Source organism: Asaia bogorensis NBRC 16594, from assembly GCF_001547995.1.
Taxonomy (GTDB): Bacteria; Pseudomonadota; Alphaproteobacteria; order Acetobacterales; family Acetobacteraceae; genus Asaia; species Asaia bogorensis.
In genome coordinates, this window is record NZ_AP014690.1 from 1,875,275 (window position 1) to 1,889,447 (window position 14,173).

The 14,173-nt window shown below is 60.2% G+C and carries 15 protein-coding genes and 2 tRNA genes; 6 read left to right on the forward strand and 11 right to left on the reverse strand.

Annotated features, from left to right (window positions below; all coding sequences use genetic code 11):
- Positions 1-2: 2 nt before the first annotated feature.
- The 6 genes from Asbog_RS08405 to Asbog_RS08430 form a co-directional block, all read right to left on the reverse strand.
- Positions 3-1,091, reverse strand: a complete 1,089-nt coding sequence (locus tag Asbog_RS08405; RefSeq protein WP_062165795.1) for a glycosyltransferase — start codon at positions 1,089-1,091, stop codon at positions 3-5.
- A gap of 43 nt (positions 1,092-1,134) precedes the next feature.
- Entirely contained in the window at positions 1,135-2,076 is a 942-nt protein-coding gene (locus Asbog_RS08410) for a glycosyltransferase family 9 protein (protein ID WP_062164790.1), read from the reverse strand.
- The gene (dnaQ, locus tag Asbog_RS08415) at positions 2,073-2,750 is read right to left on the reverse strand and encodes a DNA polymerase III subunit epsilon (RefSeq protein ID WP_062164791.1); all 678 of its coding nucleotides are present in this window, start codon (positions 2,748-2,750) and stop codon (positions 2,073-2,075) included. Before dnaQ ends, Asbog_RS08410 begins: the two co-directional genes overlap by 4 nt.
- Complete coding sequence (coaE, locus tag Asbog_RS08420; RefSeq protein WP_083510971.1) at positions 2,747-3,334, reverse strand: dephospho-CoA kinase; 588 nt, start codon at positions 3,332-3,334, stop codon at positions 2,747-2,749. Before coaE ends, dnaQ begins: the two co-directional genes overlap by 4 nt.
- 97 nt (positions 3,335-3,431) lie before the next feature.
- Positions 3,432-4,298, reverse strand: coding sequence for a shikimate dehydrogenase (locus Asbog_RS08425; protein WP_062165799.1), 867 nt, complete (start codon positions 4,296-4,298; stop codon positions 3,432-3,434).
- A gap of 2 nt (positions 4,299-4,300) precedes the next feature.
- On the reverse strand, positions 4,301-5,074 hold the full coding sequence (locus Asbog_RS08430; RefSeq protein WP_062164792.1) for an N-formylglutamate amidohydrolase: 774 nt from the start codon (positions 5,072-5,074) through the stop codon (positions 4,301-4,303).
- A gap of 60 nt (positions 5,075-5,134) precedes the next feature.
- Here Asbog_RS08430 and argH point away from each other — a divergent pair, with 60 nt between their 5' ends.
- Both argH and Asbog_RS14535 read left to right on the forward strand, forming a co-directional pair.
- Positions 5,135-6,595, forward strand: coding sequence for an argininosuccinate lyase (argH, locus tag Asbog_RS08435; RefSeq protein WP_083510793.1), 1,461 nt, complete (start codon positions 5,135-5,137; stop codon positions 6,593-6,595).
- Complete coding sequence (locus Asbog_RS14535) at positions 6,592-6,729, forward strand: hypothetical protein (protein WP_023978364.1); 138 nt, start codon at positions 6,592-6,594, stop codon at positions 6,727-6,729. The genes argH and Asbog_RS14535 overlap by 4 nt, the downstream gene beginning before the upstream one ends.
- Here Asbog_RS14535 and gluQRS read toward each other — a convergent pair.
- The gene (gluQRS, locus tag Asbog_RS08440; RefSeq protein WP_062164793.1) at positions 6,714-7,571 is read right to left on the reverse strand and encodes a tRNA glutamyl-Q(34) synthetase GluQRS; all 858 of its coding nucleotides are present in this window, start codon (positions 7,569-7,571) and stop codon (positions 6,714-6,716) included. The two genes, Asbog_RS14535 and gluQRS, sit on opposite strands and share 16 nt — an antisense overlap.
- A 138-nt stretch (positions 7,572-7,709) precedes the next feature.
- Here gluQRS and Asbog_RS08445 point away from each other — a divergent pair, with 138 nt between their 5' ends.
- A complete protein-coding gene (locus Asbog_RS08445; protein WP_023978366.1) occupies positions 7,710-8,273 on the forward strand; it encodes an HNH endonuclease in 564 nt (187 codons plus the stop codon).
- A 27-nt stretch (positions 8,274-8,300) separates the two neighbouring features.
- Here Asbog_RS08445 and Asbog_RS08450 read toward each other — a convergent pair whose 3' ends face one another.
- From Asbog_RS08450 to guaA, 3 genes are all read right to left on the reverse strand, one after another.
- Positions 8,301-8,651, reverse strand: a complete 351-nt coding sequence (locus Asbog_RS08450; RefSeq protein WP_371861642.1) for an ArsC family reductase — start codon at positions 8,649-8,651, stop codon at positions 8,301-8,303.
- Positions 8,652-8,781: 130 nt separating this feature from the next.
- Positions 8,782-10,722: a DUF2075 domain-containing protein gene (locus Asbog_RS08455; protein ID WP_083510972.1), complete on the reverse strand. Its 1,941-nt coding sequence runs from the start codon at positions 10,720-10,722 to the stop codon at positions 8,782-8,784.
- 180 nt (positions 10,723-10,902) lie between these two features.
- A complete protein-coding gene (guaA, locus tag Asbog_RS08460) occupies positions 10,903-12,498 on the reverse strand; it encodes a glutamine-hydrolyzing GMP synthase (protein ID WP_023978369.1) in 1,596 nt (531 codons plus the stop codon).
- Between the two features lie 133 nt (positions 12,499-12,631).
- Here guaA and Asbog_RS08465 point away from each other — a divergent pair, with 133 nt between their 5' ends.
- From Asbog_RS08465 to Asbog_RS08475, 3 genes are all read left to right on the forward strand, one after another.
- Positions 12,632-13,033 (forward strand): hypothetical protein, encoded by a 402-nt coding sequence (locus tag Asbog_RS08465; RefSeq protein WP_062165806.1) that lies wholly within the window; start codon positions 12,632-12,634, stop codon positions 13,031-13,033.
- 64 nt (positions 13,034-13,097) lie between these two features.
- A tRNA-Arg gene (locus tag Asbog_RS08470) sits at positions 13,098-13,174 on the forward strand.
- Between the two features lie 32 nt (positions 13,175-13,206).
- A tRNA-Arg gene (locus Asbog_RS08475) sits at positions 13,207-13,283 on the forward strand.
- Positions 13,284-13,297: 14 nt separating this feature from the next.
- Here Asbog_RS08475 and Asbog_RS08480 read toward each other — a convergent pair.
- A complete protein-coding gene (locus Asbog_RS08480; RefSeq protein WP_062164795.1) occupies positions 13,298-14,104 on the reverse strand; it encodes an SDR family NAD(P)-dependent oxidoreductase in 807 nt (268 codons plus the stop codon).
- Positions 14,105-14,173 lie beyond the last annotated feature (69 nt).

Sequence of the window (14,173 nt, forward strand, 5' to 3'; positions counted from 1 at the left end):
GCCTAACGCTCCCCGCTATGGCCCGAGGCCAGCGCATGCAGGAAATCATCCCAACGCGCCAGCACGACCGGGGCGGCAAACTCGCGTTCAAAACGTGCCCTGCCATTGACGCATAGCGATGCCGCCAGCGCAGGCGTTTCGAGTACCGTCGCAATTTCCCGCGCAAAGGCCTCGGGATCTTCGGTGGGCGCGAGCAGCCCGTCCTGCGTTCCGGCCAGAACCTCCTCCGGCCCCTGTATCGCGCTCGCCACGACAGGACGCGCCGCCGATAGCGCCTCGATCACCACATTGCCCAGAGGTTCGATACGCGACGGACAAACCAGCAGGTCGCACGCCTTCAGCCACGGGCCACTATCCTGCACCCAGCCGGGCATATGGACGCGATCAGATACGCCCTCACCACGCGCAAGAACGGTAAGGGCTTCGCGCTCCGGCCCCTCACCCGCAATGACGAGATGAACGCCGGGTAACTGCTTCATGGCGCGTATCAGAACATCAAAGGCCTTGTTGCGATGCAGCCTGCCCAGAGCCAGAATGAACGGCCGCCCCTCCGGTACGCAATCGGGGCGCTGCGGCTTCACATGGGCCAGATCATTGGCGAAATTGGGCAGATAATGCACCCGCCCTGCATCCCAGCCCTGGGCCACCATCCATCGTGTCAGCCCGCGGGTATTGCCCACGAGGTCGGAGCATTTCCGGTAATTGGCAAGGTCGTAATAGCCGCCCAGCCTTCCCGCGACGGGCCACGGCCCTGCCGGCATCATACGGGCGGCGCGGCTCATCCAGGCGATGGTCACGTCAGGCTGAAACCGTTTGAGGGAGCGACGCAGACGCCAAGGCGTCAGCAGATCGAGCCGCCCACCGAAACGCATGGCCTCAGTGGTGACGTGCCGAGCACCCAGCCGCGCTTCGCGCGCAGGATCACGACGAAGGATCGCCCTGACATCATGACCGGCCTCATGCTGGGCCATGCACAGGCGTTCATAGAAAAGTTCGGCGCCCCCACTACGTGCGCCCGCCATGACGTGAGCGATGCGCAGAGGGGTGAAATGTCGCTCCGGCAGGCTCCGATTGCCCTCCCGCTCACGCATCGCCTGAATGGCAGATGCCGATTCTGCACCCGCATCGATCGTCTCAACCGCCATGATGCGCCTCTCCCTCTCCCGCCAGCAGGGTCTCGATTTCGGCCAGAACGGTCGCAACAGTGAGCCCAGCAATCGGGGCCTTGCCCTCCGGGCCGGGTGCCGCAACGAAATGTGCCTTCCTGCCCGTCGGCGCATATTCCGAGGCGCGACTGGGGCCGAAGAGACCAAGTGTTGGCGTACCGGCCGCCGCCGATAGATGCATCAGCCCCGAATCATTGCCGACAAACAGGGCACAGCGGCGCAGCAAGGCACCTACGAGGCCAAGGCTCCCTTCTCCGCCAAGATCGATGGCGCCTCTCCCCTCCTCTAGGCCGGATGCCGCAAGCGCCTCGATGACGGGCCGTGCGAGTGCCTTCTCTGCCTCGCCGGGGCCATAGAAAATGACAGGGGTCAGCCCTCGTGCCTGCATGGCCCGACCGACATCGATGAAGTGCGGGGCGGGCCAGATCTTGCCTTCCCAGTTGGCGGTCGGCGCGAGGGCGCAATAACGCCTCGTCGCCGGCAGAATCTCGGCAGCAAGAACCTCCTGCTCCGGACGACACCAGATTTCGGGCATGAGCGTCTTCCTGCCCCGAAACAACGCTGCCAGATGGCCGATACGCGCGCCCGGCCGACGGCCACCGCGCAGGATACGGCGATGCAATGTCGGCAGAAAAAGCGAGACGCCCGAACCGCGCAGATCGACAATCCGGGTCCAGAACGTGCCCACACAGCCCCACCACAGGCCAAGCCAATGCAGGTCGTAGCGCTTCTTGCTGACCACGATTACCCGATCGACCGAGGGGCATGGCTCGAAATAGCTCGCTGCGACAGGCCCGCAAGCCACGGTGATTCGGGCATCCGGATGAAGGCGGCGCAGTTCGGCCAGCACACCGGAGGAGATGACGGCATCACCCAGACGGTTGGCCGTGATGAACAGGATGCGCTTCATTGCAGCCAGATCGGCTCTTTCAGTCCCGTTACGAAGGCCTCGTGAGCCGCTTTCGTCGCCTCATCCGGCGGGGACATGGGGCGCGGTCTGCGATCGGGGTTGCCGCGATAGGTGGCAACACCACCGCCGCTCCCAGACACCGCCAGACCCAGACCGCGCTGGCGACCGCCCATCAACTCCAGATAGACCTCGGAAAGCAGCTTGCAGTCGAGCAGTGCATTATGGGTGGTACGTGCTGACAGATCGATGTCATGACGACGACACAGCGCATCGAGCGAGTTGGGCAGACCGGGATAGCGTTTCTTGGCCATCTCGAGTGTATCGATCATACGCGCGCGATCGAGGGGCGCCTTGCCGCATGCCTTGAGTTCGGCATTGATGAAGCCAAAATCGAACGGCGCGTTATGGGCAATCATCTCATCATTGCCGATGAAGGCCAGAAAACCGTCCACAATCTCGGCAAATTTCGGTTTATCGAGCAGGTCATCGAGCGTGAAGCCGTGCACACGGCTGGCCTCGGGCGGCACGTCACGCTCGGGGTTGATCAGCACGTGGAACGCCTCCCCGGTCGGGAGATCGTCAATCAGTTCGAGCGCTGCGATTTCGATCACGCGATCGCCGGTCGCCGGGTCGAGCCCTGTGGTTTCCGTATCGAAAAGGATGGACCTTTTCATGCTGCGTTCTCCAGGGTTCTCATCATGCGTTTCATCTGCTGCGCGGTATGGCCGCGCGAGAGGCCATTACGCAACAGCAGATCAGCGCGCCGATTGCGTTCGTTATCGCTCATCTGACGTGACAGCAATGCACGCGCCTGGGCCTCGCTCATTGAGCGTCGGCGCATGATCCGGCGCAGACGCACGGGCAACGGCGCCGTCACCACAACGACCAGATCGCAGTCACGATCGGCTCCGGTCTCGAAAAGAAGCGGTATATCCAGCACACAAAACCGCATTCTGCGCCGGCGCATCTGGCGCAGGAAATCCTGCCTCGCCTTGCGAACGAGCGGATGGATAATCGCCTCAAGGGCTGCAATGCGCTCCGGATGCCCGATGACGGTCTGGCGCAGAGCTGCGCGATCGACCGCCCCTTCTTTCACCGTTTCAGGCCAGAGCCGGGCGAGTGCCGGAACAGCCGCACCATTTTTCGCCTGAAGGGCATGGACAGCGCGATCTGCATCGAAAACCGGCCATCCAGCCCTGCAAAGAAAATGCGCGACCGTGCTCTTGCCTGCTCCCATGCCGCCCGTCAGGCCGATCACGACGGTGCCTTTACGCTGTGGCCGCCAGTCCTTGCGAGGGCAAACAACCCCGATGCGCGCTTTCGAACTCAATCCGGCACCTCTGACGCAGTCCTGCTCAATCGATCGTCTCGATCAGACGTGCCCGCAGCGCGTCATCCACCTGCGGCTCGTGACCGAACCACGCAGCAAAACCCGGCCTTGCCTGATTGATCAGCATGCCAAGCCCATCGACCCCCTTGAGTCCGCGAGCACGCGCCGCAGCCAGAAGAGGCGTTTCGAGCGGCATATAGACGATATCGGACACGACCAGATCGGACGATGCCAAGGCAAGCGTTGCGGCCCAGTCGTGAGTTTCCTGCCCGGCCATACCTAGCGACGTGGTGTTGGTGAGAAGCCCGAAAGAGGCGAGAGCTTCGGGCCATTCCTGCCAGTCCAGAACGGTACCACCCCCCAATGCCTCGACCAGCGACTGGGCACGGCTGCGGGTACGATTGGCAATAGCCAGGTCGCATCCCGCATCGAGCAGTGCCGCACAAACGGCCCGCGAGGCCCCTCCGGCACCAAGCACCAGTGTCTCGCGCGGCAGGGTAATTCCTGCCTGATCGAGCGAGTCCAGATAGCCCGTGCCATCGGTGCAATCGCCGAGGATGGTGCCATCGGGTGAAAAGACCAGCGTGTTCACGGCCCCTGCCCGTCTGGCCTGATGCGTGTGCCTGCCAGCCAGACTGTAAGCGGCTTCCTTATGCGGGATTGTGACATTCAGACCTGCAAAGCCAAGCGCCTGCAATGCGCGTACGCCAGCCTCGAAGCGTTCCAGCGCTAGCGGCAGACGCAGGTAAAGACCGTCGATTCCGTAAGCGGCGCACCAGTAATTATGCAGGATGGGCGAGCGCGTATAGGCGAGCGGCCATCCCGTTACAGCCGCCAGGATGGGCTGGCCCTGCGGAAAAAGCGCCGCAAGTTCAGCCTTTGCATCTGCCAGGTTCAGTGCGCCGTCGAGATGGCGTTCCAGTAGAGCGGCAACAGCCGCGCCAGTCTCTGTGCCCAAGATATCTGTCCTGCCTCGTTTTCAATCAGATCCTGACGGATCTCTATCTCCAGATAGGGCAGACCGCCCTGCTCTGCATGATACGGCACGGTATAATCCGATGTCGCGGTCAGGACATAGGGTTCATTGTCCCCCACGCACAGATCCCCCTCCTGCCGCAGCAGATCGAGCATGATTCGTGCCGAGCGCGTATCCCGATGATGCAGGATCCCCACATGCCAGGGACGATCCTTGCCGTTCATGCGCGGCGTGAAGCTATGCAGAGCGATCAGGGCCACGGGCGTTTGTCGTTGGCGCAGCAGTGCTGCGATCTGGTCGTGATAAGGATGAAGTATCTCGCGCTCACGACGCGCCCGACATGCAGCACTAAGCGCCACGTTCGCGCCTATGGTTGTGTGGTCCGACACTGCCGGAATGGATGTCGGATGACCGGGTGCGCGATTACTGTCGATCACGAGACGGGAATAGACCTGCTCGACCAGATCAGCGCCGAGCAGCGCCTGCAACTGCACACCAACCCCGCGGATACCGATATCCCAGGCGATATGTCGCCCCCAATCGGTCTCCTCCACCCCAAGACGCCCCAGCGCTCTGGGTACCTCACGCCCTGCGTGGTCGCTCACGAGAATGAACGGCGATGCACCCGTGGCTTTCGTTACCCGGTAGGGCAGCGGATCTTCAGGGCCGAGAAGAGGGGGAAGCTCGCTCATGAATTGCGCGCACCTTGCTGACTGACTAGGTTAGCCCACCTTGACCACAATCCCCATGCCATGGACAACCCCGTGACCGAGACCAAGCCCCAGCCATCGAGCGATACTCCCACCCAGACCGAAGCGCGTCTGGCCAACCCGCAATGGGGCGGGCGCTTTGCGGCCGGTCCGGCTGCCATCATGGCCGATATCAATGCGTCCATCGATTTCGATCGCAAGTTGTGGCGTCAGGATATTCGCGGCTCGCTGGCTCATGCAGCCATGCTCGCCCGCGTGGGTCTGCTGACGGCGGCCGAGGAACAAGAGATCCGCGACGGGCTTCACGGCATTGCCCGTGATATCGAAGCCGGGAATTTTCCTTTCTCGCAGGATCTTGAAGATATTCACATGAATATCGAGGCACGCTTGTCCGATCGTATCGGCGAGGCTGGCAAGCGCCTGCATACTGCGCGCTCGCGCAATGACCAGGTTGCCACCGATTTCCGCCTATGGGTGCGCGATGCCATTGACGGAATAAGCGGGCAGGTCACCGCGCTCATGCGCTCTCTGGCGACACGGGCACTGGAACATGCTGCTGACGCCATGCCGGGCTTTACCCATCTGCAGGTCGCCCAGCCTGTCACGTTCGGGCACCATCTGCTGGCCTATGTCGAGATGCTCTCGCGTGACCGCGACCGGCTGCGCGACGCCCGCGCACGTCTGAACGAATGTCCGCTCGGCTCTGCGGCGCTTGCGGGCACCTCCTTCCCGATCGACCGGCGCTTCACGGCTGCTCAGCTCGGCTTTGACCGCCCCACAGCCAACTCGCTCGATTCGGTGTCCGACCGCGATTTCGCGCTCGAATATCTTTCGGCTCTGTCGCTGCTCGGTATGCATCTGTCGCGCCTGTCGGAAGAGTTGGTGCTGTGGTGCTCGGCACCGTTCAGCTTCGTACGGCTTTCAGACGGCTTCACCACCGGCTCCTCCATCATGCCGCAAAAGAAAAACCCTGATGCCGCCGAGCTGGTGCGCGCCAAGGTAGGGCGCATCACGGGTGATTTCATGGGCCTGCTGATGGTGATGAAGGGCCTGCCTCTGGCCTATGCCAAGGACACGCAGGAGGACAAGGAGCCGGTATTCGATGCTACCGAGGCCGCAACCCTGTCTCTTGCTGCCATGGATGGCATGATACGCGACATGACTGCCAACACAGACAAGATGCGCGCCCTCGCCGGTGCCGGTTTCGCGACCGCAACCGACCTTGCGGACTGGCTGGTGCGCGTGCCGCGTCTGCCCTTCCGCACGGCGCATCATGTCACGGGCCGGCTTGTTGGCATGGCCGAAGCCAAAGGCTGTGATCTGGCTGATCTCACGCTGGAGGAAATGCAGGGTGTCGAGCCGCAGATCGATGCCAGCATTTTCGATGTACTGACCGTCGAATCCTCACTCGCCTCGCGCACCAGTGAGGGCGGCACAGCGCCGGAGAACGTTGCCCGCGCAGCAGGGCTCTGGCTGTCACGCCTTGAGGAGAACGCAGCATGACCCGTACGACCCGAATTCTCGGCCTGGCCCTGGCAGGCGCGCTCATGCTCACTGGCTGCGGCAAAAAGGGTGCGCCCCACGCCCCCGGCCCGGCCAGCAAGATCACCTACCCGCATAACTACCCGCCGGAGTAATCCGCCCCACCGTTAAAGGGCGTCCGGGCAATGGATGAGCGCGCCAGAGCGATGATGGCAGCCGCGCTCATCCCCTTTTCCCGCAGGGCACGCAGGCTCTCGGCACCATCCCGCTTTGAAAGCTTGCGCCCGGCTTCATCGCAGATCAGCCCGTGATGGACATAAAGCGGGGCCGCAAAACCAAGCAGTTCCTGCAATACACGGTGCACCGAGGTCGCCTCGTAAAGATCCGCGCCTCGTGTGACGCAGGTAATGCCCTGACGGGCATCGTCGCATGTCACGCACAGATGGTATGAGACGCCATTATCGCGCCGTCCCAACACGACATCCCCAAAGTCCTGCGCCCGCCCTTCGATGCATTGCGCGCCTTCCTGCCAGGAGGGGATAAACCCGAGCCGCTTCAATGCTGCGTCCATATCGAGACGCCAGACATGCGGCTGATCCGGCACAATCTGGCCATGACGACCACGGCAATGCCCGCCATAGACGGCACTCCCATCCGGCGCGATGCCTACCGCACCCGCCTGCATTTCGGCCCTTGAGCAGGTGCAGGCATAAACCAGCCCCTGTTCGCGCAATGTATCCAGCATGGACCGGTAGTAAGGCAGATGGGCTGACTGGCATATGACAGGCTCCGCGCTTTCGAACCCCAGCCACTCAAGATCGTCCAGAAGTGCCTGCGTGAAGGCAGGCAGGCAGCGCTGCGGGTCGATATCCTCAATGCGGATCAGGAATGTTCCGTCATGCCCCGCCATATCCCGCGCATGACAAGCCGAGGCAACGTGACCCAGATGCAGAAAACCCGTCGGGCTCGGTGCAAAACGTGTGCGAAATCCTGTCATCAAACCTTCGCTTGCCCTGCTCACGGAAAACTGAAATAGTCAGATCCATAAGACAGACGGCGCGTATCTATAGGCGCTGGTTTCCCGTCGCGCTTGAGATAATCCGATCGTGCCGCCCTGTAAAAGAGGATGCGATCGATGCTTGCCAGCGCCCAGCATTTCCCCGCCCTTGTTCTGAATGCGGATTTTCGTCCGCTTTCATATTTCCCGCTATCGCTATGGTCCTGGCAGGAAAGCGTCAAGGCGGTGTTTCTCGACCGGGTTTCAGTCCTGAGTGAATACGACGATATCGAGGTCCATTCACCAAGCTGCGTCATGCGCGTGCCCAGCGTGATTGCGCTGAAGGAATATATCCCCACAGCGCGACGACCGGCTTTCACGCGGTTCAACGTTTTCCTGCGTGACAACTTCTCCTGCCAGTACTGCCACGACCGATTACCCACGCATGAGCTGACCTTTGATCACGTTATCCCTCGTGCCAAAGGCGGCCGCACCACGTGGGAAAACGTTGTAACGGCGTGCAGCCCCTGCAATCTGATCAAAGGATCGAAACTTCCCGCCGAGATCGGCATGCACCCGCGCATCAGGCCTGTGCAGCCCTCGACACGGCGCCTGCAGGAGAATGGCCGTAGCTTTCCGCCAAACTACCTGCATGAAAGCTGGCGTGATTATCTGTACTGGGACAGCGAGCTGGAGGGCTGAGTTTCGCCCTCCCTACCCGCTTCCCCCTCAGGGCGTGGGCGCAAAGACTGCCGCATAGAGCTCAGGCTTGAACCCAAGCGTCACCGCTCCGTCACGCATCAGAACAGGGCGCTTGATAACGGTCGGGTGCGCGAGCATCAGCGCCACAGCCTGAGCTTCCGTGCTGATCTGCTTGTCCGCCTCAGGCAGCTTGCGGAATGTCATCCCCGATTTGTTAAGCAGTTTCTCCCACCCAACAGCTTTAACCCAGTCCGCCAGTTCCTCAGCGCTCAGCCCATCCTTGCGCAGATCATGGTAGCGATAGGCGACACCCTCGGCATCCAGCCAGCGCCGCGCCTTGCGCACAGTGTCACAGGTCGTGATTCCGTAGATGGTCACCCCTTGCTCCAATTACCCCTCCTCGTGAATGTCTAAACCCTACACTGGTCAGTCTCATACCATGAATGGCGGCGCTTACCGGTAATGTTCGACATGATCGCAAAGCCGATGATCGCCTCATTTTCGCCCCTCATGAGTACGGATCAAACCCACAGCCAAGCAAAAATCCGTAGATTTCGTCATAGGCGTGCTCCGGCCTGGTGACATCCTCTGGGGAGCCTTCAGGAACAAAGATGATCATGCCTTGACGTGCTCTGGTGAGGAGAACCCGATAGGCATTCGCCACGTAGCGCTGTCTCGCAGAATCATTAACCCGCTGCCAACGAGTCCCTTTGAATTGGAAGCTCGTCCATGCGTGGCCTTCCCGGCGATAATTGAGGTCCCAGCAAACGCAGGTCCAATCCAGCTCTAGCCCTTGAGTCTCGAATTCCGTGCCCACGTCCTCGAGCGCATCTGAAGATCGGACATCGTCGTGCGGCCCAAGAAACCAATGTTGCGGCTCAATCTTCGCTTTCACAAATAGCCCACAGGGCCGAAGTCTCACAGCGTTTGACGACGCCAGCAAACCGCTTCGCTCCTGCCCTCGTCGCTTAGCGCGGAGCCAACGCCGCGCAGCCTCTAAATCACGGGTCACCAAAAGCGGAAAACGAGTAAGCCCTTGTCTCACCTGCCGTGCACGCGCCGCGTCCCCGGCGACGACATACGATATGAATTCTGATAGCCGTTCAGCGCGGAACGATCGGATAGACGTCGATAAATGCAAAGGAGCAGCCAGCTCCTGATTATGCAATACGCTTTCATAGGTGAGTTCTGGGGAGAGATGGACCCGCCAATGGGGGAAAATCCCCTCAAGCGCGCGCAGCCACTCATCGATGCCTGCTTCGCCCGTGTTGATCTCTTGCCCGCTACCAACCAGGCAAACCACTACGCACCAATCTGGATGCCGATCCATGACCGAAAGGAGGAACGCAGGCTCTGACATTGAGAACCCCGGCTGCCCTCGTTTCTGCTGCATGAATTTTGATGTTTGCTCAAGGTCCCAGGCGCGCTGCGCCTCATCAAACACGACAACCTTTTCGGCAGGCGGTGAAACGCAATTCAAGGACTCGTCGCAAAAATGATGAATATTCTGAACAAAAGCTTCAGCGCGGCGGCGCTCCCGGACTTTGCTGCTGTCCTTGTTTTTTTCTTTCGCCGTTTTAACAGCATCAACCGTCAGGGCTTCCCGCAACACCTCGACCAATGGGCCGTTGCCCGACAAGAACACGGCATGTTCCTCAGCATGAGCGCGTTGACGATCGGTGGCCAGGTTAAGACCGGCCAATGTCTTACCTGATCCTGGTACCCCCGTGATGAAACAGATCATTTTGCGATGCTCGCGCTTCGCGTTTTCGATCACGCGCGCAACGTATTGAGCAGTCTGCGTCAGGTTTTCCGCACCGGCTTCCGAACGCGATATGCTGTGGACCGAATGACCATGATATAGCGCCTGCGCGGCTTCAATAATCGTCGGTGTCGGCTGATAGCGACCGGCCTCCCATCTCAATGGGTCGATAGCAGCGGTCGTGTCTCGGTGGGAGATTTCTTGGATAGCCCGTTCGAGATCATTCTCGCCTAACGCGATGGGTTTCATCAGGCCGTCATCATCGAACCGATACTCAGGTGTCGAGGGTGCTTGCCACGATGTTGCTACCGCAATGGGAATGACGGGGAGAGTATGGCTCGTTTCGTGGAAGTTTTTAAGATCCAGCGCGTAGCCGTAAACTTGATCAAGATCCCCGCGGCTTAGATATTTCGCGCCGATCTTATATTCGATCACGAATACGATGCCGTGGAGCAACAAAACCAAATCGGCCCGCCGCCCCATCCGAGGGATGAGAAATTCCATAAAGGCGTGGGCCTCCGGAAACGCCTGAAGCAATCTCCGGAGATGTCCAATTTGATAGGTCCAAGCTCCCCGTTGTGTCTGCTCAACGCTGAACGGCAATTTCGATGCCAGCCGACCAAGCAATGCCTCGTCGGACGCCGCCTCGAGCTCGGTTTTGTCGAGAGATAGATAAGCGCGTGCCATAAATGCCCCAAGGCGATCAGCTATCGAGTAGTCGAGTTGAAAAGCCTGTTCTCGAGCCAAGCATCGTGCAAACAGAACTGCATGTGCCAAGGCCTAGCCTAATGCAAAAAGAGCGCCCCATCTGAACAGGGCGCTCCTTTCAATTTCGTCAGACCAGCGTGGTACCGAGACCGTAGAGGATTACTCCCACTCAATCGTGCCCGGTGGCTTCGAGGTGATGTCGTAGGTGACGCGGTTGATGCCGCGCACTTCGTTGACGATGCGGCCCGCAACACGGTTAAGGAAGCCGAAATCGAAGGGGTAGACCTCGGCCGTCATGCCGTCCGTGCTGGTTACGGCGCGCAGGGCACAGGCCTGGTCGTAGGTGCGGCCGTCACCCATTACGCCCACGGTGCGGACCGGAAGCAGCACAGCAAAGGCCTGCCAGATGGCGTCATAAAGCCCGGCATTGCGGATTTCTTCGAGATAGATCGAGTCCACCTTGCGCAGCAGATCGAGCTTTTCGCGATCGATTGCGCCCGGAATACGGATCGCAAGGCCCGGCCCAGGGAAGGGATGACGCCCGACAATGGCTTCTGGAATACCAAGCTCGCGACCCAGGGCGCGCACTTCGTCCTTAAACAACTCGCGCAGGGGCTCAACCAGCTTCATGTTCATGCGGTCAGGCAGACCGCCGACATTATGATGCGACTTGATCGTGACCGAAGGGCCGCCGGTGAAGCTGACGGACTCAATCACATCCGGATAAAGCGTGCCTTGCGCAAGGAACTGCGCGCCGCCCAGCTTGGTGGCCTCTTCCTCGAACACCTCGATAAACAGACGCCCGATGGTCTTGCGCTTCACCTCCGGGTCCGTCACGCCAGCCAGGGCGTTCAGGAAGAGATCAGACGCATCGCGATGAACAAGGCTGATGTTGAAACGGCCACGGAAAGTCTTGACCACTTCATCTGCTTCGCCCGCGCGCAAAATGCCCGGATCGACGAAGATGCAGGTGAGCTGATCGCCAATGGCATCATGGATCAGCTTCGCCGCCACGGAGGAGTCAACGCCCCCTGACAGACCACAGATCACACGACCAGAGCCTACCTGCTCGCGGATACGGGCAATTTCGAGGTCGCGGAAGCCAGCCATGGTCCAGGTGCCTTTGCAACCGGCAACCTCATGCGTGAAGTTCTTGATAAGCGCGGCACCATGCGGGGTGTGCACCACTTCCGGGTGGAACTGCACACCATACAGGCGACGCCCTTCATCGGCGATGATGGCAAACGGCGCCCCTTCAGACCATGCGACAGCGCGGAAACCGGGCGGAAGCGCCGTGACGCGATCACCGTGGCTCATCCAGACCTGCTCACGATGGCCGCGCGACCAGGCACCACGGAACAGAGCACAATCTTCGGCAATCTCGATGTGAGCCCGACCGAATTCACGGTGCTCATGGGTTTCGACCTTACCGCCAAGGCGCGCGCACATGGCCTGCTGGCCATAGCAGATGCCCAGCACGGGAACGTTAAGGTCGAACACGACATCGGGGATCTGCGGTGCATTGTCGTCATGAACGCTGGCCGGGCTGCCAGAGAGGATGATGCCACGCGGGTGGAAACCGCGGATCTTCTCTTCTGTCGCGGTGAAAGGCCAGATTTCGCAATAGACGCCACTCTCACGCACACGGCGGGCAATGAGCTGCGTGACCTGACTGCCGAAATCGAGGATCAGGATACGATCTTCGTGAAGCTGCAGGTCAAGGTTATCGGCGTTTTGCGGGGCGGTGTCGGTCATGGCGCTCTTTCAACACGTCGTGCATGGGCAAGTTCTGTGGGCATCGTATAGGATGTTCGTCGTGCATCGTCATCCCAAACGACGCGTTATGCCCGCCTAAATGTCACCATTCCTTCATTCAGACGAGACCGATATGTCGCATTCCCGCTTCCGCCCCCTGCCCTGCGCGGCGCTCCTAGGTGTGATCGGGGCGCTTTCGGCCTGCTCCTCCCCCCAATCCCCGAGCAAGGACCCGGTCGGTCTCTGGACGGGAGCACTTGTCACCGATGAAGGAAGCTGCCCAACGAACACGGACTCGACCTTGCAGATTGGCAGTAAGGCCATCAGCTTCACGCCCGGTGATAACGCGCTCGTTCTCAAGGGTGTGCGTGGGGCGGACCCGCACCACTATCATGCGCAGCTTGATCTCAAGGATGCGCAGGGCAAACCCTACAGCATCGTGTTCAATGGGTATCCTGTCGGCAATGCCGTCGGGGGCATCTACGGTTCGCCGACATGCCGCGCCCACATCGTCATGACCCGTCCAAATCATTGATTGAAAAAAATTCTTTTTCCCTCTTGCGGGGTCGGGAAACTCGCAGTAGAACCCGCCCCACGACGCACCCGTAGCTCAATTGGATAGAGCACCAGACTACGAATCTGGGGGTTAGAGGTTCGAGTCCTTTCGGGTGCGCCAGTATATATCGTGATCAGTCAGATGATCACTACGCACCCGTAGCTCAATTGGATAGAGCACCAGACTACGAATCTGGGGGTTAGAGGTTCGAGTCCTTTCGGGTGCGCCATACTCCAATCAAAATCAACGCCCGCCTGAAACCGTTAACACGGTGCCAGTGATATAACGTGCCTGATCCGATGCCAGAAAAAATACCGCATCGGCAATATCACTTGGCTCGGCAATCATTCCCATCGGTACAATCGCACTTGCCCGCCGGCGCATCTCGTCTGTGATATGAGCGGTACGGGTCAGGCCGGGCGCAACCGCGACCACCCGAAGCCCATCGGCTGCCACCTCATTCGATAATCCGATCGTCAGGCTCTCGATTGCGCCTTCTGTCGTCGCCAGCGGCACATGCCCCGGCAAACCTCCAAGGCGCGCGGCGATGGATGAGATATTGACGATAACCCCACCCATGCCGCCAGCCTTGATGGACATATGGCGCACGGCCTCGGCACTCACGAGCATCGTGCCGAGTATATTCGTGTCGATTACCTCTTCGATCTCTGGCGGTGTCGCATCGGTCAGCGCGGTTGTTCGTCCCGGAATACCTGCATTATTGACCACGACACCTACACGCCCCAGCGTTTTGATGGTCTCGGCAAAAGCACGAGCAATCGCATCCGCGCAGCGTATGTCGAGTTGCAGCGCCAAGACCGAGCACCCCGCCTGGGCAAGAGATTGCACCAGACCTTGCGCAGCCAGATGGTCATGGGCGTACGTGAAGGCCACGCGACGCCCGGCCAGTGCGAAGCGCCGGACAACCGCCAGACCAATGCCACGCGAGCCGCCTGTCACGAATACGGCGCCCGATACGGCGTCAGATTGATGGGAGTACTGTTCAGCAGCATCCGGAACACCCGGATCTGCCTGTTCGAGGTAGTCCATTACGAGATCCCGTTATTGTTTTTATTGTTCGGGATTGCCTTAGCGGCATGAAAATGAGCGGTTTTTCCG

Excerpts from the sequence above, each read along its gene's own strand:
- Asbog_RS08405 (WP_062165795.1), bottom strand. The coding sequence starts at position 1,091 with ATGCGTGAGCGGGAGGGCAATCGGAGCCTGCCGGAGCGACATTTCACC.
- Asbog_RS08410 (WP_062164790.1), bottom strand. The coding sequence starts at position 2,076 with ATGAAGCGCATCCTGTTCATCACGGCCAACCGTCTGGGTGATGCCGTC.
- dnaQ (WP_062164791.1), bottom strand. The coding sequence starts at position 2,750 with ATGAAAAGGTCCATCCTTTTCGATACGGAAACCACAGGGCTCGACCCG.
- Asbog_RS08430 (WP_062164792.1), bottom strand. The coding sequence starts at position 5,074 with ATGAGCGAGCTTCCCCCTCTTCTCGGCCCTGAAGATCCGCTGCCCTAC.
- argH (WP_083510793.1), top strand. The coding sequence starts at position 5,135 with ATGGACAACCCCGTGACCGAGACCAAGCCCCAGCCATCGAGCGATACT.
- Asbog_RS14535 (WP_023978364.1), top strand. The coding sequence starts at position 6,592 with ATGACCCGTACGACCCGAATTCTCGGCCTGGCCCTGGCAGGCGCGCTC.
- gluQRS (WP_062164793.1), bottom strand. The coding sequence starts at position 7,571 with ATGACAGGATTTCGCACACGTTTTGCACCGAGCCCGACGGGTTTTCTG.
- Asbog_RS08445 (WP_023978366.1), top strand. The coding sequence starts at position 7,710 with ATGCTTGCCAGCGCCCAGCATTTCCCCGCCCTTGTTCTGAATGCGGAT.
- Asbog_RS08455 (WP_083510972.1), bottom strand. The coding sequence starts at position 10,722 with ATGGCACGCGCTTATCTATCTCTCGACAAAACCGAGCTCGAGGCGGCG.
- guaA (WP_023978369.1), bottom strand. The coding sequence starts at position 12,498 with ATGACCGACACCGCCCCGCAAAACGCCGATAACCTTGACCTGCAGCTT.
- Asbog_RS08465 (WP_062165806.1), top strand. The coding sequence starts at position 12,632 with ATGTCGCATTCCCGCTTCCGCCCCCTGCCCTGCGCGGCGCTCCTAGGT.
- Asbog_RS08480 (WP_062164795.1), bottom strand. The coding sequence starts at position 14,104 with ATGGACTACCTCGAACAGGCAGATCCGGGTGTTCCGGATGCTGCTGAA.